The organism is Sinorhizobium sojae CCBAU 05684 (assembly GCF_002288525.1).
GTDB classification, from domain to species: domain Bacteria; phylum Pseudomonadota; class Alphaproteobacteria; order Rhizobiales; family Rhizobiaceae; genus Sinorhizobium; species Sinorhizobium sojae.
The window spans coordinates 337,012-358,053 of record NZ_CP023069.1 but is presented as its reverse complement, the minus strand read 5'-3'; the positions used below and the strand labels follow the sequence as shown (position 1 = coordinate 358,053).

The following is a 21,042-nucleotide window of genomic DNA, read 5'->3' as shown; positions in this document are numbered from 1 at the left end:
TACCCACATGGGAAAATGGGTCATGAACTAGCCGGGAAGGCCGACGGCCTAGGCCGGATGGTCGGCCGTAAGGCGTGCCTTCAGGTCGTTCAGATAGCCTTCTGCATAGTGCTGCGCCATTGAAAGCGGCAGATTAATCCCGGCCGTCGCGGCCTCTTCAATCGCCTTCCTTGCGAGCCCGTTGCGAATAGCCAGCTTGACCCCGGGTCCCGAGACAAGGCCGACTGCTTGTGCTGCGACCCCTATGCCAGCCTCTATCAGCGCCTGCTTCATATTGCCTCCGGTAATCGCTGTACGGAGGAGATTTGCGGCTTGCGCCTCGCATGCAAGCGTCATGGATACGAGATCGGCCACCTGTCCGATTCCCGGGATGAAGCTGAGCACTCCCACGGCCGTTGCAGCCCAGTCAAGCACTTTAGACCCTACCCGCAGCACGGAGTCGACGACATGCATGAGGGCTCCGCCGTTCTTTTTCGGTGACTTGATGTCAGGCTGGTCCGCCAGGCCCATCTTCATGTCTGCGACAGCGTTCTGCGCAGCCTCAGTTTCCGGCACATGGAACTTTGGCTGCTGAACGGTGCGGTTTGCCGTAGTCATGTTTGTGTAGAAACGGCCAAAGTCTTCTTTGCTGACGTTGCCAGAATCGACCGTATGTCCGCCGCCGAAGTCGAAAAATCCATGATGAGTCTTATAGCCCGTAATCGCATTGTTTAGCAGACCGAACAGAAGAGGATCTGAAAGGAGCTGCGAGGCAGCTTCACGTACTTTCGGATCCAAGCTCTTGTCGTCTGCCATACTCGCCAGCTTGTCGCGTGTGAGATCACCGCTCCCGAAAAATAACTCCTGATGGCTGTTAATTGTCTTGAGCGTGTCCAACTCGGCTTGTGTGAGGCTCATCGACGAGGAGGCCACTTGCAGGAAGTCCTCTTTGTGGACCTTATCTATATTACCACCGTACAACCTCTTCCATTCTTCCGGATGACTGACGAAGTATTGAGCCGCCGCAATGACCTGGGGTGGACATTTGCCTGTTTTCGCTTCGCCGTCGACGATCTGCTTGAAGTCGGCCAGACTCAGGTTCTTGGGAAGATATTCCGAGTACCGATAAAGCTCCCGTAGAGCATCGTTCTCGGTCATGACCGATGGCTGGGCATTCTCGGCGCTGTCGGATGGGATGTAGTTCTGCGCGTAGCTTTGCGCTTGGCTTTCCTGAAATGCGGCAACTTGTGGGTGATGTTTGGAAAATTCAGACAAGTCCTTCGCAGTGATCTTGCCTCCACAGCGACCATCGCCCTGCGAGCCGATTGCATAAAAAAGTTCGGGATCCTGTAGCAATGCCTCGATTGCCGCTTTCAGATCCGGCGGTGTAGAGGGATCATTGACTTTAGCCTCCAGCGACTCCCAACTGAGTGGGCACAGATCCTTGTGACGGTTCAGCACTGCGACAATCTGCAACTCAGGCTTAGTCAGCGATCCACCGTTCCATGTAATTCTCGAGCTTTGTATGGGAGCTGGCGCGACATAATGGTCGTCGATCGCAACAGCCGACTGCGGGGTCTGATCCATTGATTCGATCGCCGCCCTCATGTGGGGGGGCAGCAGGGCCAATGGGTCCTTCTGCAAATCCTCCAAGGTCGACTCGGCATCCGGCGGCAGCAGGTCCTCCCGACTGGCTAAAGGACCAATCCTGTCTAGCATGTTAGTGGACAGCATCGCTTCGAAGGACAATACGCTTTGCTGCCCCTGGGCTACCCGAGGCGCGAAAGCTTTGGCGAGCGACGCCTGGGCGAACTGTGCAGGATTAGAGCTGATCATTGGTAAAAGGTTGCTGGCCGACATTGTGCATCCTCAGACGTGATGTTGTCCCTCCACAAGGACCTTCTATAAGGCGCTTGCGCTCACGAAGTGACAATCTTAAAGCCTCCGCTGGAGTAACTATGCTTTTTGATTGCTTCGCTCCATGCTAGCTACAAAGGTCAATTCCGGCACAATGGTCGGCGACATCGTTGGAGCTACCGATTCACATCATGAGCGGTTTAGCTTTCGAGAAACTGACGAGGCTTAGACGAATAACAATCAAGAGGTGACCGCAGTGAGGTGCTAATCCTAAAGTCTGAATTTCATTTCTTGCTCAGCTCAGCCTTCCCGCCATCGTCGTTCTCTGGCAGCATCTCAGAAGTATAAAAGACTTCCGGTCTCCCGCCGCGGACGACCGTGGTGGAGGAGCCCCGAAACAGTACCATCACAGATTCCCTGGCGGGCGTATCGGTTGCGCGAGGCTGCGCCTGCGCCACTGCCAGTAGACCGTTCAACGTCTGCTCGATGAGCGCGATGAAGCGCGGCGGGCCGGACACTAAGACCAGGCCATTTCCCGGCGCGGGTCTCACCGGATAGCGCTCATCAGAGATGTCAAGCTTATCGAGGGCGAGCTTGAAAGCACTAAAGTGAACTGAACTCAACACAAGCATCCGAGTTTGTGCTTCTTTTGCAGCAGACACATAGAGCACAACCCCGTCATAATACCATTGGAGATCGTAGAGATCGGTCAATCGGTCGAGGAACTCGCGCGGTGACAACTCCGGTATACGCCCGCGAATCCGCCCCTTCACCTCTGCGCTGATGTTAACACTGATTTTCAGGTTGTTGCCGAACTCCTGCAACGCGGCAGAGAGATCCTGATCTAGAACCGTATACTTATAGGAGGTCGAGGGGAGCGGCAGGGTGGCCCCGAGGGTTGTGTGGATTCCGGCAAATAGAAAAAGCCCGACACAGAGCAGTCTCCTAAACATATGAAGCGGTGTGAATGGGATCGGCGTTGTCGGCATCTCGTCTTGATAAACCAAATCTGAAAATCTCCCATGCGGTTCAACTCGACTAACATCACTCTTCAATGGGCAAGCGACGCTGCCGGTAGTCAGCGTGTCGTCAGCTCGCCTCGCTAGAGTTCCACGTCAAAGAGTTAAGTAATCGAGTCCTTCTCATGATGCTGCCTGTCACGTCAATCTCTAACAGTCTCCCCAGGGTCGCGTCATCGTCATTCGGCGAGCAAGCTCAGTTTGAGCGTGCTCTGGCACAGGCGGCTGATTCGATGAAAAACGATACTGCTTCAACGCCAGTGAGGACGGCGCCTATTTCTCCGCCGATGGACGTTCACCGCGCGGCGCCAACGAGCCCGCTGAAGGACCGCGTGCTGCAGACGATTTCTGCGATTTGCCCGGATAGTATAGTTGCTGCTGCCGCGCCCAACCATAAGGCGGCCCTTATAAGCGGCGCTCCGCCCGGGCCGTCGCAGAAGCTCCCTGTCGAAGATGGGGCGGGCACCGAAAGGTTGGGAATCCCGCAAGGGGGGCATGATTTTGACGTGATGGTTGCCGGTCTGCGGGATCTTTATAATGGCGTGACCCAAGTTGCTCTTGTTTCGAAGGGTATCAGCGGCATCACCTCATCCGTAAACAAACTATTAAAGGAAGGGTGAGTAGCGCGCATGTTCGGCTCAGCCCATGGCGACACAACGAGCAGCGACACGTCTGGCCGGCGACCGCTTCGCCTCGTCGTGCTGCCACTTCTCCTGGCTCTGAGCAGTTGCAAGGTCGATCTCTATACCCAGTTGCAAGAGCGCGAGGCGAATGAGATGCTCGCGCTTCTGATGGACAACGGGGTTGATGCGGTCCGGGTGGCCGGTAAGGATGGCACCAGCACAATCCAGGTCGACGAAAAGTTGCTCGCCTTCTCAATCAAGCTCCTGAATGGCAAGGGGCTGCCGCGCCAATCTTTCAAGAACCTTGGCGAAATATTCCAAGGTTCGGGCCTTATTGCATCACCGACCGAGGAGCGTGCACGTTACGTTTATGCCCTTAGCGAAGAGTTGTCGCATACAATCAGCGATATCGATGGCGTGTTCTCGGCGCGTGTTCATGTGGTACTGCCGCATAACGACCTGCTGCGAGCAGGCGACACACCGTCATCGGCCTCGGTTTTTATCCGCCACGACGCCAAAACGAATCTCCCAGCTCTGCTGCCTAAGATAAAGATGCTCGTCGCCGAAAGCATCGAAGGCTTGGCCTACGACAAGGTAGAAGTGGTTTTGGTGCCGGTGGAAAGGTCCGCACAAGAGCAACGGTCTTTACTGGAGCCTGACTTGGCTCAAGCATCTAGGCCTATCCCAGTGCCGCTCCTGGCTGTCGCGGTGGGTGTTGGCGCTGCAGTGTTCGCTGTGACGTGTTACCTCTTGTTCATCGTTCTTGGGCATCGGCGCAGGCAATTAACTGGCGAACTATCTAGAGTCCAGGAGCGCCCCGGTGTTTCCGCTCTCGCGGCTATTCGTAAAAAGATACCGGCGCTAGGGCGTAGGTGAAATTACCAATGCCGATAGCGATACAAAATACCCAACCTGATGTTTCGTTCCAATCGCACTCCGTTCCCAGGAGCGAGCTTGCTGCGTCGACCCATCCGACGCGTCTTGCCGCCCGTCTCGATCCGGAGTTGTCGGCTGCGACAGTGGTGCAGTTGCAGAAGTGTGCGAGGCTTCAGCCACGACTGGCAGAATTGCTGCTTGGCAATGACATGGATTGGAACCGAATCGGATGGGGGCCCGATCTCCTGCGCGGCCATGATCCTCGTCGCGCTGCTCTTCTTGCCGGAAGTATTTGGCATGCCCGTTCGCTTCTGAAAGTCGTTTCTCAGCGTGACCTCGCCCGTCTCGTTGAACGTATTGGCGCTGATGCGCACGCATTTGGCATCCGACATCTGGCGCATGCTATCGCAGACAAATTGATCTCTGATCCGGAAAAACTCGCGTTGCAAATAGAACACGATGGACATGCTTGTCTTGGTGCTTGGCTCAACATAAGACCAGCGCTTGAGCGGAACCGCGTGCTTCTACGCTTGCCGCTCGGTACAGCCGCGGAGAACCCGGCGCCTGAGCACGATGGTGCCTCAAGCGGGTTGTTTTCGCTCGTGATAGCCCATTTCGAGATGGAGAGCCCGTGATATGACAGCCGACATTTCAGCAGCACCCGTCGCGCCGCAGATGCGCCCATTGGGGCCACTGATACCCGCGAGTGAGCTTAATATCTGGCACAGCGCTGGAGATGCGCTTGCCGCAGCAAAACGGCATCAGCAGCGGGTCCGTACCTGGGCACGCGCCGCTTATCAGAGGGAGCGGGCCCGCGGCTACGCCGAGGGGTTGAATACAGGCGCCGAGGAAATGTCAGGGCTGATTGCACGAGCAGTCACCGAAGTAGCGCAACGAAAGGCAGTTCTGGAAAAGGAATTGCCACAGCTTGTCATAGAGATACTGAGCGATCTTTTAGGTGCTTTCAATCCGGGTGAGCTGTTGGTGAGGGCTGTTCGTCACGCGATTGAGCGCAGATACAACGGCGCGGAAGAAGTTTGCCTTCATGTGTGTGCCACGCAAGTCGATATGCTCGCGCGCGAGTTCGCCGGTTGCGACGGACGGGAGAAGCGGCCGAAGGTTCGAATTGAAACGGATCCTACGTTGTCGCCGCAAGAGTGTGTGCTGTGGAGCGAGTATGGCAACGTCGCTCTTGGACTTGATGCGCAGATGCGCGCGCTGCGCCTTGGCTTCGAGTACCTTTCTGAAGAAGGAGAACTGTGATCACTCCGGTACCACAGCATAATAGCCTTGAGGGGACTCCTCTCGAGCCAGCGATCTCGTCTTTGTGGTCCACGGCAAAGAGAATCGATACGCGCGTCGTGCGAGGACGGATCACGAGGGCTGTTGGTACCCTGATCCATGCCGTCTTGCCAGAGGCTCGGATTGGGGAACTTTGTCTGCTGCAGGATACGCGAACCGGTCTGTCGCTCGAAGCAGAGGTAATCGGCTTGTTGGACAATGGCGTGCTGCTCACGCCGATCGGAGGCTTGGCGGGTCTGTCCAGCCGCGCGGAAGTCGTCTCCACTGGACGAATGCGTGAAGTGCCGATCGGCCCCGATTTGCTTGGCCGTGTGATCGACAGCCGCTGCCGTCCACTCGACGGCAAAGGCGAAGTTAAAACCACCGAAGTTCGTCCGCTGCACGGCAGGGCGCCCAATCCAATGACGAGGCGCATGGTTGAGCGGCCATTCCCGCTTGGGGTGCGCGCGCTCGATGGTCTCCTCACATGCGGTGAGGGGCAGCGGATCGGGATTTATGGCGAGCCTGGCGGGGGCAAGTCGACGCTAATATCACAAATCGTAAAAGGTGCTGCCGCCGATGTCGTCATAGTCGCGCTGATAGGCGAGCGTGGCCGCGAAGTACGTGAATTCGTAGAGCGGCATCTTGGGGAGGAAGGCCTCCGCCGTGCGATAGTTGTGGTTGAGACCTCCGATCGCTCGGCAACGGAGCGGGCGCAATGTGCTCCTATGGCGACCGCCCTGGCGGAGTACTTTCGCGAACAAGGGCTGCGTGTCGCTCTCCTGTTGGACTCGCTGACGCGCTTCTGCCGTGCGATGCGCGAGATAGGTCTTGCTGCGGGAGAGCCGCCGACCCGGCGGGGCTTTCCTCCTTCTGTTTTTGCCGCACTGCCAGGCCTGCTGGAGCGCGCCGGCATGGGTGAGCGCGGTTCAATCACAGCCTTCTATACTGTGCTTGTCGAAGGTGATGGCACAGGCGATCCGATCGCCGAGGAATCGCGCGGCATTGTCGACGGACATATCGTCCTCTCACGCGCTCTTGCGGCGCGATCCCATTTCCCAGCTATCGACGTGCTGCAGAGTCGCAGCCGAGTTATGGATGCGGTCGTTTCTGAGACGCATCGCAAGGCAGCATCCTTCTTTCGTGATCTCCTCGCGCGCTATGCAGAGTGCGAGTTTCTGATCAACGTCGGCGAATACAAGCAAGGCGGCGACCCCCTTACTGACCGCGCCGTCGCGTCAATTGGTGAGTTGAAAGAGTTTTTGCGCCAGAGCGAAGACGAGGTATCAGATTTTGAGGAGACGGTCGGATGGATGTCGCGTTTGACCTCGTGAATTATGCTTACGCTTCAAGGCTACGGCTTTTAAAGGAAATGCGCGAGCGCGACGCCCGTAGGAAACTGTCGAAGAAGGAAGCTCAGCACCACATGGCCATTGTAGCCGCACAGAATGCCTCTCGGGAGCTTGAAATCGCACAGCAACAGCGTGCTGGAAAGGAAGCTCAACTCTACCAAGAACTAACGTCGCTGAACACCTTGTCCAGCGCCGCACTCGACCATCACCACCTTCATATAGAGCGGCTTGCGGCTGAGATCACTATCAGAGGCCAGGTACTTGACGACGCGCGCATCGCTCAAGAGCAGGCCGAGACAGCGGCGTCTGAGGCAAAGGCCCTGTTGGTGAAGCGTTCGGAAGCACGGCACAAATGGCAACAGATCCAGGATGACCTCCGGCGCGCCGTCGATATTCTTTCTGAAGCCGCAGGTGAGATAGAGGCCGACGACGAGATATTACTGCGGTATGGGAGGGGTTCGCTCGCCCAGAGATCACGCAACGAGTTCCGGTAACTGCAAGTTTCGGATTGACCGCATCGTGCACCTAAGATCCGCTTTGATGACTGGCGTGGCCAGACGCACCATATTCGAACCAGCGCTGACACTGTCCCCCGAGGTCGTCGCGTGGATCAACGACATAGCGGCTTCACGCGGGCCGTTTCAGAGCCGTGTCGGCGACAAACCACTTTCGGTGTCGATGGAAGGACTTGTTTGGCAACACGAGTCTTCTGCCATTCCGATGTTTGACTGCATTTGGGATTTGGGAGGTGAAACGGTCGTCTTGTCGCTCTCTCGACCGCTTGTAGAGGCGCTCGTCTCGACAGTGCAGAGCGGGCTTGCTTTTCCTACCGAGCCAACTGCATCGCTCATTCTCGAACTTGCGCTCGAGCCGCTTATCGCTCGACTGGAGGATAAGACGAACCGGACCTTGCATCTCCTTCGCGTGGGTAAAGCCATAACATTGGCTCCTTATGTGGAACTGGAGATCGTCTTCGGCTCGGTCAGTGGCAAGGGTCGCCTGTCCCTCTTCTCGCCTCTTGATGGCTTGGTGCCGTTTGCGTTCCGCGCGCTGGCCGAACTGCTTGGCCAATTGCCGCGGCAACCGCGCGAGCTTTCCCCAGACCTTCCGGTCATAATTGCAGGTGAGATCGGCACGCTTCGAGCTTCGGCGGCGCTCCTTCGAAAAGCATCCGTCGGTGATGCTCTGTTGCCAGACATATCGCCGTTCGGCCGTGGCCAAATCGCTCTGTCTGTGGGTCAGTTATGGACCAGGGCAGACCTTGAGGGCGACCACCTAGTCCTGCGGGGACCTTTCCGCCCGCAATCACGCCCCTTGGAGTATGCGCATATGACAGAAACCGAATCGCAACTAAGGCCGTCGGATGCCGATCTCGATGACATAGAGATCGTGCTTGTCTTTGAATGCGGCCGCTGGCCCATCTCTTTGGGCGATTTGAGGAGTGCCGGCGATGGGCATGTTTTTGAACTCGGGCGGCCAATCGATGGCCTTGTAGACATAGTTGCCAATGGTCGGTGTATCGGACGTGGCGACATCGTGCGCATCGGAGATGAGTTGGGCATCAGACTCCGTGGAAGGTTGGCATGCAATGACTGAAATGCAGCCGGCAATTCTGGCCCTTCTTGCGATAACCGCGGCACTCGGCTTGCTGGTGTTAGCGGTCGTCACAACCACGGCGTTTGTAAAAGTATCAGTTGTTCTGTTCCTCGTCCGCAACGCACTCGGGACCCAGACGATACCACCTAACATAGTGCTGTACGCAGCCGCACTTATCCTCACCATGTTCGTCAGCGCACCCATTGCTGAGCAGACCTATGATCGGATAACAGATCCGAGACTCCGTTATCAATCGCTCGACGACTGGGCTGAAGCCGCCAAAGCAGGAAGTCAGCCCTTGCTTGAACATCTCAAGAAGTTCACAAACGAAGAGCAGCGGCGATTTTTCCTCTCCTCGACGGAAAAGGTCTGGCCTGAGGAAATGCGCGCTAGAGTCACAGCAGATGATTTCGCCATTCTTGTTCCATCTTTTCTGATATCAGAACTAAAGCGCGCGTTCGAAATCGGCTTCCTCCTTTATCTACCCTTTATCGTCATTGATCTTATCGTCACGACGATATTGATGGCCATGGGGATGTCGATGGTATCCCCGACGATTATAGCTGTCCCGTTCAAACTATTCTTGTTCGTCGCTATTGATGGCTGGTCAAGATTGATGCACGGACTTGTGCTCAGTTATACGATGCCGGGAGCTTTATGATTACCGGATCCAGTATTGTTAGTCTAATGAGCCAATCACTGGTGGTTTTCATGATCTGGATTCTGCCACCGCTCATTGCATCGGTGATTGTTGGCCTAACCATTGGCATCATCCAGGCAGCAACGCAGATCCAGGATGAAAGCCTGCCACTCACTGTGAAGCTCCTGGTCGTTGTCGCGGTGATTGGCCTGTTTGCGCCTGTGCTGAGCGCTCCGCTCATCGAGCTCGCGGACCAGATCTTTACCGAGTTTCCAGCAATGACACTCGGCTATTAGTCTGCGCTATGTATTTGTCACCTGCCGAGATTCAGATCTTGCTCCATGCGGCTATCGAACTCGTTGCGGCAGCCGGTCTTGGAGCGGCCCGCGCGCTGGGCATAATGCTGATCCTTCCTGTATTTACACGATCTCAAATTGGCGGGCTGATCCGCGGCTGCCTGGCTATCGCCTTCGGACTACCCTGCTTGGCACACGTCAGCGACGGATTGCAGGCGCTGGATCCGGAAACAAGTCTGATCCAGATACCCCTGCTCGGACTAAAGGAGGTGTTTGTCGGCGTGCTACTTGGCACTTTTCTCGGAATTCCTTTATGGGGCCTTCAGGCTGCGGGTGAGTTTATCGACAACCAGCGCGGCATCACCAGCCCGTCTACTCAGGCCGACCCAGCAACGAGCAGTCAGGCTTCCGCTATGGGAGTATTTCTCGGAATCACTGCAATTACGATCTTCGTCGCAGCGGGGGGCGTGGAAGCTGTGCTCAGCGCCCTCTATGGTAGCTACTCAATCTGGCCCGTATATCGGTTTCAGCCAACATTGAGTACCCAAGGCGCAGTGGAGTTATTCGGGCTCCTCGACCACATCATGCGCACGACATTATTAGTCTCGGGGCCTGTAGTCTTCTTTTTGGGACTGATTGATATATCAATGATGATGCTACGTCGCTTTGCGCCACAATTCAAATCTGGCCAGCTCTCCCCGCCGATCAAGAATATCGTCTTTCCGATCATCATGGTTACCTACGCTACCTATTTGCTCGAGGGCATTAAACTTGAGATCACGCAAGCGGACGGCACGCTTGGGTGGCTCGACAAGTTGCTGAAATGAGCGATACGAGCGAAGAGAAATCACACGGCGCTACCCCTAAGAAGCTGAGCGACGCGCGCAAAAGAGGTCAAATACCGCGTAGCTCGGATTTTGTCCGCGCGGCCGCCACTTGCGCTGGGCTTGCCTACTTATGGCTAAGAGGTAGCGTTATCGAAGATAAATGCAGGGAAGCGCTACTATTAACCGACAAGCTGCAAAACCTGCCTTTCAATCTCGCGGTCCGGCAGGCGCTGGTTCTGCTAGTCGAACTCACCCTGGCAACCGTTGGCCCGCTGCTCTCAGCTCTTTTTGGCGCGGTAATCTTGGCTGCATTACTGGCCAATAGAGGATTTGTATTCTCTCTCGAGCCAATGAAGCCCAACTTCGAAAAAATCAATCCTTTTCAATGGCTGAAGCGCTTGGGGTCGGCGCGTTCGGCAGTCGAGGTTGGCAAAACGCTGTTCAAGGTGTTGGTTCTCGGCGGGACCTTTTCCCTCTTCTTTCTCGGTTTATGGAAGACGATGGTGTATCTGCCGGTCTGCGGAATGGGCTGTTTCGGCGTCGTCTTTACCGGAGCGAAACAGCTGATCGGAATTGGCGCCGGCGCACTTCTGATCGGCGGACTGATCGATCTGCTGTTGCAGCGTGCGCTATTTCTGCGTGAAATGCGCATGACGAAGACGGAAATAAAGCGCGAGTTGAAGGAACAGCAAGGAACGCCAGAATTGAAGGGTGAACGGCGTCGCATTCGCAACGAGATGGCTAGCGAGCCTCCGCTTGGTGTGCATCGCGCCACGTTAGTCTACAGAGGAACTGCGGTGCTGATCGGTCTGCGTTACGTTCGTGGTGAGACCGGAGTTCCGATCTTAGTTTGCCGCGCCGAGGGCGAGGCCGCTTCAGATATGTTTCGCGAGGCGCAGAATCTGCGTCTCAAGATTGTCGATGATCATGTCCTAGCGCACCAACTCATGAGCACAACGAAACTGGGCACCGCCATCCCCATGCAATATTTCGAGCCCATCGCGAGAGCACTCTTGGCCGCAGGTTTGGCCTGAGCATCCCTGAATTCGGAAAAGAACTTTGAAGACATTGACTTCCGGGCGTGATTCCTTTGGCTTTAAGTCGGGACGCAATGGATGGCCCAGGAAGAAACAGTGCTGCCGCAAGCACATCGCACGGCGGGATCATCTGGCAATCGGTTCTGCGAATGGCGGCAAACGTGGCTCGCGCTTGTCGTTCAGGTTTGGCATGTCCGTCGGTGGCGACACGTTGTTTCAAATGGTAGTTGTGGCTGAGAATCGATAGAGGTGCCGCACGTGTTGGGGTCGGACGTAACGGCGGCCGCAGGGACGCTGGTCCGGCGCCCCCGCCATATCCGTGCGTGCAGAGTTCCCGCGTCATGACGCGTGCCCGGGTTAAAGCAACAGGGTCGTAGACTTCGAATGGCAACACGTCTGTGGCGGACATTGCTCGTCGCCACGAGATCGATCGTTCATTTTTTTCTACAGATGGCGTCAAATGCTGCGAACCTCAGCGATAACGTCGACGCTTCAGCAAATTGGAAACGCGGCGGCGCAAACAGTAGGCTTAAGCCCAAACTTCCACGACACGTCCGTTCCAGCCAGATCTGCCACCCAAGCCGATAATGGTTCAATGGTTCCGAGCTCCGGCCGTCCGCGCAAGCAGCAACAGAGCCAGTGAACCCGAGTATTGGCAAATAGCGGTAGAAAGCTTTTTGTCCGCGCTGAAAGTCCCACTAGTCAGCTGAACGTCAGTTGTGCGGGTCTATCTTGACCCGTTTCCCCTAGCCAGCCGCTCTCAATGCGAAAAAATAGGAGTACAAGATCGCCATGTACGGTCGAATTGATAGCTCGTCCGATTTCCACTACACGCAGAGTGCCAGCAAGCAAACGGATGCAGAAACCCAAGAGTTCGCGGACACGTTTGCCCGAATGCACTTAGACAGATCGGATTCCAACGGCGGTTCATCCAGATATACCCTCGATCACGAACCTCCGGTCGTGCCGATTGATCTGAAGACGTTCAGGAGGGAGATCAGGAAATTTCATGGCAAAGAAATCACTGACATCGCCGACAATCCACAGGAATATTCAGACTTCGTGTCCGCAAAAGCCAGACGCACTGCGGACGTTGCTCAGCAATACGGCATTCGTCGGGATTCTGAGAACGCTCGATATTTCAGTTACCAGTTGGGAAACCAGTGTGTTGGACTGATGAGAACGGAAGGTGGGTTCAGCATGGAAGAAGAGTTCGAATCCAAAAGTTGGAGAGACCAATTTCCTGGTCACCAAGAGATTACCTCCACCGTGGATCTTCAAGTCGCCCATCCTCTCGTTGAGAATGCAGGCGATATTCTGCTCGAGCACCAACTTCGGAGGGACGGCGAACGACCGTTGCTGAACTGGCGCGCGGAAAACCCAGAGGCGAAAGCCCGTGCAGCGATGATGGGGTTTGTTGAAGTGGATGATTGCGACATGGTCCTTGACCCCAAACAGCATCCCGACAAATGGACGCAGACCAGTGCCGCTGAATGGCGGCGTAAAGACAAACCGCCGCTCTATCTCCGCAAATTTGAGGATGCTGAAACCGCACAGTGTTCAACCAGCTGCTCTTACGAGACTTACGAAGATGACTTCATGTGACCGGATTCTCGCCAGATTTGGTCGCGACGGCCGGGCCCCATCTGCCAAGACCGGCCCTCATGTCATGGACAGGGAACGAAAGAGCGTTACAAACTGCCACGCGCTAACGAGCGATACCCATTCGGTGTTTAGGCGCAAAGGAGCTTGAACGCAGGGTTTCTTTGAGACCATCGTAGTAGTTCGTTCGGGGTTTTGCTCCCGAGTCCCGTAAAACACCTCGAGGCCGTTCTTTACATTGAGGCCGGAGCGTCTTTGATGCCCGGCCTCTTTTGCCATCGGGTGGCTCCGACACCGCAATGGCGATACGCAAAGCAGTTGGTCTCGCCGGCCCGAAGTTTCGTGTAAAGCAAGCCTTTGCGCATTCGAGGCTTCATCGAACCTGAGAGAGCTTCACGCTCGCGCAAAATGCCGAATTTCTCGCCCTGCTGGTCCAACTGCACACGTTAGCGTTTTTTTGTCCTGGAGCCGACCGGCTCTTCGAACAGGTTGTCGCTTGCTGTCGGCATGCCCGTTGTATGCTGATGTCACTCAAGTGCATCGGACTGAGCGCCGCCTCGGCCTGCCGGAGTTCCAGGGAGTCCAGATCGTGCAGCACGTTTATATGCAATAGCGCTTCTTTTTTTGACAATTGTCAGCTTTTCGAAAGCTGGAGCTCATAAGTAGATGTTATCTACAATTCGCCGCTAAGGCAGGAGTAGCTGATGGTCGGAGTGATTGGAAGTGGAGTTGGCTCCATCGGCGTTTCCCTGGCCCGCAAAGGGGGGCATGGACATTCGACTGGACAGCCGCCGCGCGATTCAGGCGGGCCCTCTGGTCACAACAGGCCGGATCGCGGGAGCGGCGTTACGGATGGCCCGACCATTTCTGGGGATCGCTCGCAGGCTGCAATTCAAAGCGAAGCCTTCGAACTAGCTCTTCGATCGGTTGCGCTGCAACTTATGAACGATGCCATGGCTGATGCCGACGAAGCTATGGCAGAAACTGAAGAGGATGCCTGACGCTGGGTGGCCCCCGTCAGGAGGTGCGTGCCGTTAGTGACGGCACAATTGTAACAGAAAGGGAAATGACATGTCTAAAATAGGTACTGTCACGAGTGCAGTTGGAGCTGGCGCCGCGGCTGGCCAGAACGTAGCGGCCAAAGGTGCTGGGGCTGCGGCCTTCCAGGCCCAAATCGCAGAACTGGCAGCGGTGAGCGCAGAGGCTACGGCTAGGAGTATGCTACTGCGCACTGTTACGACCGAGCTCCAGACAACCAAGAAGGCGGCGGATGAACGCGTACAGTGATGCGGATGGGGCTCTAGGCACTGCGTAGCACAATTGGCACGAAGTGGAGCCGAGATGAGCCGCATGCCACTCGCCGTGCGGCTTCTCTTTTGTCTGGATATCGTCAGTGAACGACGCCATTTCGCTTCAATTCAAAGTTATCTCAGGGCTCTATTGTGAACTGACTGGTACGACGGCTCTAGAAACCAGCTTGATCGGTAGCGGCCTCGACGCCGACATAGTCTTCGTCGAGCAGGGCCTCGCGCCGCATCATTTTCGCGTCACTCTTCTGGGCAAAACACTTGAGGTCGAGGCGCTTGCTGCCGGTCTCAGCATAGAGGGAAACGGGAATATTGCCGCAGGCGAGCGGGTTGTCGCGCCCCTTCCTGTCGTCATTCATGCAGGCGCGATGTCCATTCTCTGGTCAGTGCAGGATGCAGCGTCATCTGGTTCGATCGGTAAACCACGCCTCTCGATATCTGTGCTCGCCTTGGTGTTGCTCGGTTCTCTCGGGATCGGCGTGCTCTCGGCCATTTTCTCTTACTACGACAACGCTGTTGTATCGAACGCCGATTTATCTGGTGATGCCCGGGAACCCAAGCTGCCTGATAATCGCACTGATGATGAGACTGCATTCACAGCCGCTAAAGCCCTCCAACAGGAAGTCGACAGAGCCGGTCTGTCCAACATTAAGATCAGCGCCGCTGAGGGTGTTGTGACAGTCGAGGGCACGGTCACGTCTGCTTCGGCCATCAGTTGGCATAAAGTGCAGCAGTGGTTCGATCATCGCACGAGGGGCGCTCTAGCGCTGTTGAATGGAGTGATTATCGACGATGAGAAGGCGCCATCCGCAATCGCAGTCGAAGCTGTCTGGCGTGGGTCGCTTCCGTATCTTGTCATCAAAGGAGAGAAATATTTCGTCGGCGCTCTTTTGGACGATGGTTGGATGGTCGAACGGATCGAGGACGGTCGCGTAATGCTAAGCCGAAATGGCCGCCTTGCTGCTCTCCCGTATTAAAGTATTCCAGCGCAGGGCTGACGATCTTGGACAGACTTGATGACCGGTCAACTTCGCACTTGCCTTTGAATCTTATGCGCAGCCATCCGCTGCAGGGGTCGGCCTCACGGACGACGCGCCTGCGGTCTTGGAGCTACGTTGCACCTGTGTAGCAGCAGAGTGTTCAGAAACGATCGTGAAGGGACCTCATGGCCAACGCCCTGCGTAAATTCACCGAGTATGCGCCGGCCAACCCGGACTTGATGGTCGCGTTGATGCTGCTTCTGGCCGTCAGTATGATGGTCATGCCAATACCGGTCGTGGCGGTCGATGCGCTGATAGGCTTCAACATGGGTTTGGCTGTACTGCTGCTGATGGCGGCCCTGTATGTCAGCACGCCACTTGATTTTTCCTCTTTGCCCGGCGTCATTTTGATTTCCACGGTATTCCGTCTGGCGCTCACCGTCGCGACGACGCGACTAATCCTGGCCGAGGGCGAGGCAGGCAGCATCATCCACACGTTCGGCAGTTTTGTGATCTCAGGCAATATTGTCGTGGGTTTCGTTATATTTCTGGTAGTGACCATGGTGCAGTTCATGGTTCTCGCGAAAGGCGCCGAACGCGTGGCAGAAGTGGCGGCGCGCTTCACCCTCGATGCTTTGCCAGGCAAGCAAATGGCGATCGACGCAGAGTTGCGGAACGGTCACATCGATGCCGACGAATCCCGCAGGCGGCGCGCCGCATTAGAAAAAGAAAGCAAACTTTATGGGGCGATGGACGGCGCGATGAAGTTTGTGAAGGGTGATTCCATCGCCGGGCTAGTGGTTATCTGCATCAACATGCTGGGCGGAATTTCCATCGGCCTGCTCTCGAAGGGCATGTCGTTCGCCCAGGTGCTGCATCACTACACTCTGCTGACGATAGGTGATGCGTTAATCTCGCAGATTCCCGCCCTGCTGCTCTCAATTACAGCGGCAACCATGGTTACTCGTGTAACTGGGGCTTCGAAACTCAACCTCGGTGAGGACATAGCCAATCAACTCACCGCCAGTACACGAGCATTGCGGTTGACGGCCTGCGTCCTGGTGGCCATGGGCTTCGTTCCTGGTTTCCCTCTGCCTGTCTTTTTTATGTTGGCCGCAGTCTTCGCGGCGGCAAGCTTCGTCAAAGGTGACGTCCTAGATGCCGACAAAGTCGATGCTACAACTGTAACTCCGGCGGAGTCTCAAACGCGAAACGTGGCTGCGCAGCCAAATCCCATTGGCGTCTTCCTCGCGCCGAGCCTTACGAATGCGATCGACCAGGTCGAATTGCGGCAGCACATTGCGCGTATTTCCCAACTAGTCTCGGCCGATCTCGGCATTATCGTTCCTCCGATCCCAGTCGATGTCGACCAGCAGCTGCCCGAGTCGCAATTCAGGATAGATGTCGAAGGCGTGCCCGTCGAACAGGATTTGATTAATCCGGCGCAGCTTTCCCTCGCAGACGATCTGAAGAAGATTGAGTCAAGCGGCATCCCTTTTCGGCATGATCCTGAAACCCACAGAATTTGGGTTGAACAAAGCCACGAGCCGGCGCTCAAAGCCGCCGGTATCCGGCATCATAGTCCCAGCGAACTCCTTGCGATGCGTGTCCATGCGACGTTGACTTGCCATGCGCCGCGCTTGGTGGGTATCCAAGAGACCCGCCAACTACTGGGCCGGATGGAGCAGGAATACTCTGATCTGGTGAAGGAGGTGCTGCGTACCACGCCGATCCCCCGGATTGCAGATGTGCTGCGCCGCCTCTTGGGCGAAGGTATACCAATCCGAAATACCCGGCTCGTCTTGGAGGCATTGGCCGAATGGAGCGAACGTGAGCAAAACGTCGCCCTGCTCACGGAACACGTTCGTTCTGGAATGAAGCGGCAGATCTGTCACCGCTATGGCAGACACGGTGTCCTACCTGCCTTCGTCATGGAACGTGAGACTGAGGATGTGGTGCGCTGCGCGGTTCGGGAAACGGCTGCAGGCCCCTACCTCGCACTAGAGGATCGGCAAAGCGAGGCGCTGCTGTCACAAATGCGGCAGGTCTTTTCGAGCACGGCACCGGGCCAGACGCGCCCGATCGTCTTAACTTCAATGGATGTCCGACGCTTCGTCCGCGGTTTTCTTACCCGAAACGGTATCGAGCTTGCCGTACTGTCTTATCAGGACCTCGCCTCCGATTTTAAAATTCAACCCGCCGGATCCATCAGGCTCCCGCCCAGTAATGGAACGTCAGGGGAACCTCGCAGTTTCCGCCCTTCTGCCACTACTGGATGATAGGTGAGAACCAAACATGAATTCACATGAGAATAGAGTCGCCGCGCCGTTGCTTTCATTTCGTTTGAACTTAGTTCTCTTCGCAGTACTCTCCGTTCTGCCTCTCGGCGGTTGTGCTAGGTGGGATAACCCCGTTCTTTCAGTGAAGGAGACGTCAGCCCCACAATTGCTCGGCGCCAACCAAATCAATGCGGCTACGCGCCAACGCATTTTGCGCGCCGTCGGTGAGGATGCTCAAGAGCGGGCTTTGCGGGATGATCTGAAGCAGCATCCAGGCAATGTCGATGCGGCAATCCGTCTTACAAAAGCATTGGTGGCGCAGAAACGCCCGCATGAGGCGCTTCAGGTTTTAGACAACGTCTTGGTCGTGACCCCAGACAATTTGCGTGCATTGAATGCGAAGGCAGTCATCTTGGACATTGAGGGGCGGCATGACGCGGCACAAGAGCTGTACCGGCAAGCTCTCGAAACGAACCCAGAGAATCAGATGTTGCACCATAACCTCAATCTGTCTCTTGCGTTTGAAGGGAAGTCCGAACAGAGTACTTTGCCACAATCGCGATAACGTTGCTGTGATGACCATTCACCTTTGAGAAGCAGACGCAGCACGTCGTGCGTGCCTGGGGACGAGGCAGGCCCTATAGCAATTGAGCGCTGAACACGACACTAAAGGGACGGAACTGAGCGGCTAATCCTATTTTCTGACAGCGGCTCTGGTTTGAATTGGCGCTGTGTCCGTGGCGCTCGACACCGAGGGCGCGGCCGGCGCGCGGCGTACAGCGTTTTGTCGGTCCGGTTATTGACCTTGCCCCCATCCGCCTATCTCAGGGTCGCGTTACCGCTGAACTGCCGTTGTCCTGACGATCATCATCGGTTCGCTGCGCTCCAGGATAAATCCCAGCCGAGCTCACGGGTGCAACACGCAGGCCAGGGTCATTATAATAGTAGTGCGTAAATGGGGGCTCATCAAATGGAGCCAATTTGGTTCCCTAGGCGATTAAGCAGCATTCTGCATCAAAAGTGTCACCCTACAGAATAATGATAGCATTAATATTGCAGCATAGTGTAGCTTCTGACTCTTTGCGCGCTTCGCAAAAGCTGGACATTGATTCCGCTAAATCCCGGACAGCGCTTTCGCTAAAGTCCGGACAGTTTGACGAGGTTGGTCGTCGGCAGCCTGGTTACCATCAGGGCTGATTGATTTCGCCGTTTTCTGCAGCCGTCAAGAGGGGTGCGCTTTTTTGCTTTCGCATGCTCTCGCCCCGGAGGGTGATGCGATGGGCATTGTGCACGATACGATCGAGTATGGCGTCGGCGACGGTGCTGTCGGCAATAAGGTCGTGCCAGCTTGCGACGGGGACTTGGGCTGTGATCAGGGTGGATTTTCTCTGATAGCGCTCCTCGACGATTTCGAAGAGGTGGAAGCGCTGCTGATCGGAGAGCGCATGTGTTCCAAAGTCATCGAGGATGAGGAGCTGGACGCGGGTGAGCTTGTCGATGAGGGTATCCATCCGAGCAGGGCCGCGGGATTTTGGGCGCCGCGCGTGGTAACGTCGGTCCATGGAGATCGATGAGGACAAGATCGACGATGCCGTTTTGGCGCTGTTATGGCTGACGCTGCATAACGAGCGTTGTGCCTGGAAAGGCTTCGACTGGGCAACGACGGATAGGCTTCACAAGAAGGGCATGATCGGCGACCCAGTCAACAAGTCGAAGTCATTGATCCTGACCGATGAAGGCTTGGAGCGTTCGGAAGCGTTGTTCCGGGAGCTGTTTACGCGGCCGCCGCAATAGCCGTCCCTTTGTGTGTCTTCCATTGCCAAGGCAGCAGTTCGTGCAGGCGGGAGACGGGAAGATCGGCGATGCGGGCGAACACATCGGCGAGCCACGCCTTTGGGTCGACGTCGTTGAGACGGCAGGTCGTGATGACGGAGAGCATGATGGCGGCACGATCGGCGCCACGCTGGGAACCGGCAAAGGTCCAGTTTCGACGCCCGAGTGCAATACCTCTCAGAGCGCGCTCGGCGGCATTGTTCGTGAGACAAATCCGGCCATCTTCGAGGAAACGGGCAAAACCATCCCACCGCTTCAGCATGTAATCGATCGGCTCGATCGCCTCGGACGATTTGCTGAGCATGGCGCGCTCCCGTTTTAGCCACTCGTGCATGTCATCGAACAGCGGCTTGCTCTTTTCCTGCCGCGCGGCCAGTCGTTCTTCGGCGCTCAATCCATTGATCTCGCGCTCGATCTCAAACAACGCATCGTACCGTTGGACGGCCTCCAGGGCGATCGGCGAGATCGGCTTGCCTTTGCGTTTGCGGTCGCGGGCATTTTTCTGGATGTCGGCCAGTTCAAAGAATTTGCGCCGCGCATGCGCATGACAAAAGGCGAAGGTGATCGGTACCGCTTTCTTTTCGGCGACACTGAGCGGCTCGAAGCCATTGTAACAATCACTCTGCAGAATGCCGCCATACCCGGCCAGGTGCTTCTGCGGATGCTCGCCGCGGCGGTCGCTCGAAGCATAGTATATGGCCGCCGGCGCTGCCGCTCCGCCGTAGGGCCGGTCATCGCACACGTAGGTCCATATGCGCCCGGTCGTGCATTTGTCTTTGGCCTGAATGGGAATGGTGGTGTCGTCGCCAAAAAGGCGCTCGGCCGCGAAGACATGCGCCTCGATCAGATCAAAGATCGGCAGGAGCGCGGCCGTTCCATACCCGACCTGGTCGGCCAGCGTCGAGGTCGAAAGCTCGATGCCCTCGCATTTGAACCGGGTGCTCTGGCGGTTCAGCGGACTATGCATGCCGAACTTATCGAACAGGATCGTCGCCAGCAGATGAGGACCGATGAAGCCGCGCGGCGTGGCATGGAACGGCGCCGGCGGCTGGCTGATCGCTTCGCAGTCACGGCAGGTAAATTTCTCCCGCACCGTCTCGATCACTTTGAACCGGCGCGGAACCTCCTCGAGCGTCTCAGTGACGTCCTCGCCCAGTTTCGACAGGCGCGACCCGCCGCAGCATGCACAGGTGACTGGGGGATCGATCACCACGCGCTCGCGTTCGATATCCTCCGGCCACGGCTTTCGGACCGGCCGTTTGCGCGTGAACGAACGCACGCTCGAGGTCTTGGCGGCAGCCGCCTGCGCTGCGGCTTCATCCTCCGTCGCTGCCATCACCAGTTCTTCGAGCTGCAATTCCATCTGGTCGATCAGGCGCGCCGTGCGCTCGGATCGCCGGCCGCGCAGTTCGCGCTTCAGCTTTTCGATCGCCAGCTCCAGACTGGCAATCAAGGCCTCACTGTCCGACAGCATGGCCTGCGCATTGGCGGCTTGCGCCACCGCAATGTCCCGCTCGGCGACGACGGTATCGCGCTCGGCAACAACGACATCACGTTCAGCCTGTAACATCTCACGCTCGGAAAGCAGCGCCAGATAGGCGCTCGCAAGGTCCGCAGGAAGGTCCACAGGCTTCGAAGTCATGAAGCCATTCGATCAG

Annotated in this window: 20 protein-coding genes and 1 pseudogene; 17 read left to right on the top strand and 4 right to left on the bottom strand. The window is 56.5% G+C overall.

Annotated features, from left to right (window positions below; genetic code table 11):
* Window positions 1-48 precede the first annotated feature (48 nt).
* Together nopX and nolW are read right to left on the bottom strand one after the other, a co-directional pair.
* The gene (gene nopX, locus SJ05684_RS29125) at window positions 49-1,839 is read right to left on the bottom strand and encodes a type II secretion system effector nodulation protein NopX (RefSeq protein ID WP_014857555.1); all 1,791 of its coding nucleotides are present in this window, start codon (window positions 1,837-1,839) and stop codon (window positions 49-51) included.
* 281 nt (window positions 1,840-2,120) lie between these two features.
* On the bottom strand, window positions 2,121-2,825 hold the full coding sequence (gene nolW / locus SJ05684_RS29120; protein ID WP_032490256.1) for a nodulation protein NolW: 705 nt from the start codon (window positions 2,823-2,825) through the stop codon (window positions 2,121-2,123).
* A gap of 155 nt (window positions 2,826-2,980) precedes the next feature.
* On the opposite strand from nolW, the gene nolB reads away from it, so the two are divergent.
* The 16 genes from nolB (at window position 2,981) to SJ05684_RS29025 (ending at window position 18,116) form a co-directional block, all read left to right on the top strand.
* Entirely contained in the window at window positions 2,981-3,475 is a 495-nt protein-coding gene (gene nolB, locus SJ05684_RS29115; RefSeq protein ID WP_014857557.1) for a nodulation protein NolB, read from the top strand.
* Between the two features lie 9 nt (window positions 3,476-3,484).
* Entirely contained in the window at window positions 3,485-4,354 is an 870-nt protein-coding gene (gene nolT / locus SJ05684_RS29110) for a nodulation protein NolT (RefSeq protein ID WP_014857558.1), read from the top strand.
* Complete coding sequence (gene nolU / locus SJ05684_RS29105; RefSeq protein WP_015633406.1) at window positions 4,351-4,989, top strand: nodulation protein NolU; 639 nt, start codon at window positions 4,351-4,353, stop codon at window positions 4,987-4,989. The genes nolT and nolU overlap by 4 nt, the downstream gene beginning before the upstream one ends.
* A gap of 1 nt (window position 4,990) precedes the next feature.
* Window positions 4,991-5,617 (top strand): nodulation protein NolV, encoded by a 627-nt coding sequence (gene nolV, locus SJ05684_RS29100; RefSeq protein WP_014857560.1) that lies wholly within the window; start codon window positions 4,991-4,993, stop codon window positions 5,615-5,617.
* On the top strand, window positions 5,614-6,969 hold the full coding sequence (sctN, locus tag SJ05684_RS29095; RefSeq protein WP_015633405.1) for a type III secretion system ATPase SctN: 1,356 nt from the start codon (window positions 5,614-5,616) through the stop codon (window positions 6,967-6,969). The genes nolV and sctN overlap by 4 nt, the downstream gene beginning before the upstream one ends.
* Complete coding sequence (locus SJ05684_RS29090; protein ID WP_014857562.1) at window positions 6,945-7,481, top strand: hypothetical protein; 537 nt, start codon at window positions 6,945-6,947, stop codon at window positions 7,479-7,481. The genes sctN and SJ05684_RS29090 overlap by 25 nt, the downstream gene beginning before the upstream one ends.
* Before the next feature lie 46 nt (window positions 7,482-7,527).
* Window positions 7,528-8,583 (top strand): type III secretion system cytoplasmic ring protein SctQ, encoded by a 1,056-nt coding sequence (sctQ, locus tag SJ05684_RS29085; RefSeq protein ID WP_034859390.1) that lies wholly within the window; start codon window positions 7,528-7,530, stop codon window positions 8,581-8,583.
* Entirely contained in the window at window positions 8,576-9,244 is a 669-nt protein-coding gene (sctR, locus tag SJ05684_RS29080; protein WP_014857564.1) for a type III secretion system export apparatus subunit SctR, read from the top strand. The genes sctQ and sctR overlap by 8 nt, the downstream gene beginning before the upstream one ends.
* A complete protein-coding gene (locus SJ05684_RS29075) occupies window positions 9,241-9,519 on the top strand; it encodes an EscS/YscS/HrcS family type III secretion system export apparatus protein (protein WP_014857565.1) in 279 nt (92 codons plus the stop codon). Before sctR ends, SJ05684_RS29075 begins: the two co-directional genes overlap by 4 nt.
* 8 nt (window positions 9,520-9,527) lie before the next feature.
* Window positions 9,528-10,346 (top strand): type III secretion system export apparatus subunit SctT, encoded by an 819-nt coding sequence (sctT, locus tag SJ05684_RS29070; RefSeq protein WP_034859387.1) that lies wholly within the window; start codon window positions 9,528-9,530, stop codon window positions 10,344-10,346.
* A complete protein-coding gene (locus tag SJ05684_RS29065) occupies window positions 10,343-11,380 on the top strand; it encodes an EscU/YscU/HrcU family type III secretion system export apparatus switch protein (RefSeq protein WP_014857567.1) in 1,038 nt (345 codons plus the stop codon). The genes sctT and SJ05684_RS29065 overlap by 4 nt, the downstream gene beginning before the upstream one ends.
* Before the next feature lie 795 nt (window positions 11,381-12,175).
* Complete coding sequence (gene nopP / locus SJ05684_RS29055; RefSeq protein WP_014857569.1) at window positions 12,176-12,988, top strand: effector protein NopP; 813 nt, start codon at window positions 12,176-12,178, stop codon at window positions 12,986-12,988.
* Window positions 12,989-13,689: 701 nt separating this feature from the next.
* Complete coding sequence (locus SJ05684_RS29045) at window positions 13,690-13,986, top strand: nodulation protein NopC (protein WP_010875097.1); 297 nt, start codon at window positions 13,690-13,692, stop codon at window positions 13,984-13,986.
* Window positions 13,987-14,378: 392 nt separating this feature from the next.
* The gene (locus SJ05684_RS29035) at window positions 14,379-15,269 is read left to right on the top strand and encodes a SctD/MshK family protein (protein WP_014857572.1); all 891 of its coding nucleotides are present in this window, start codon (window positions 14,379-14,381) and stop codon (window positions 15,267-15,269) included.
* A 188-nt stretch (window positions 15,270-15,457) separates the two neighbouring features.
* A complete protein-coding gene (sctV, locus tag SJ05684_RS29030; protein WP_014857573.1) occupies window positions 15,458-17,551 on the top strand; it encodes a type III secretion system export apparatus subunit SctV in 2,094 nt (697 codons plus the stop codon).
* A gap of 16 nt (window positions 17,552-17,567) precedes the next feature.
* Window positions 17,568-18,116: a tetratricopeptide repeat protein gene (locus SJ05684_RS29025; protein ID WP_015633401.1), complete on the top strand. Its 549-nt coding sequence runs from the start codon at window positions 17,568-17,570 to the stop codon at window positions 18,114-18,116.
* Window positions 18,117-18,738: 622 nt separating this feature from the next.
* On the opposite strand, the pseudogene istB reads toward SJ05684_RS29025, so the two are convergent.
* Window positions 18,739-19,056 (bottom strand): annotated as a pseudogene (gene istB / locus SJ05684_RS29020) (IS21-like element ISRsp2 family helper ATPase IstB); the annotation flags it as partial.
* Between the two features lie 55 nt (window positions 19,057-19,111).
* Between istB and SJ05684_RS29015 the strand changes: the two are divergent.
* Complete coding sequence (locus SJ05684_RS29015) at window positions 19,112-19,345, top strand: DUF6429 family protein (RefSeq protein ID WP_014330863.1); 234 nt, start codon at window positions 19,112-19,114, stop codon at window positions 19,343-19,345.
* Here SJ05684_RS29015 and tnpC read toward each other — a convergent pair.
* Window positions 19,326-21,026, bottom strand: coding sequence for an IS66 family transposase (gene tnpC / locus SJ05684_RS29010; RefSeq protein WP_014330862.1), 1,701 nt, complete (start codon window positions 21,024-21,026; stop codon window positions 19,326-19,328). The genes SJ05684_RS29015 and tnpC overlap by 20 nt on opposite strands.
* Window positions 21,027-21,042 lie beyond the last annotated feature (16 nt).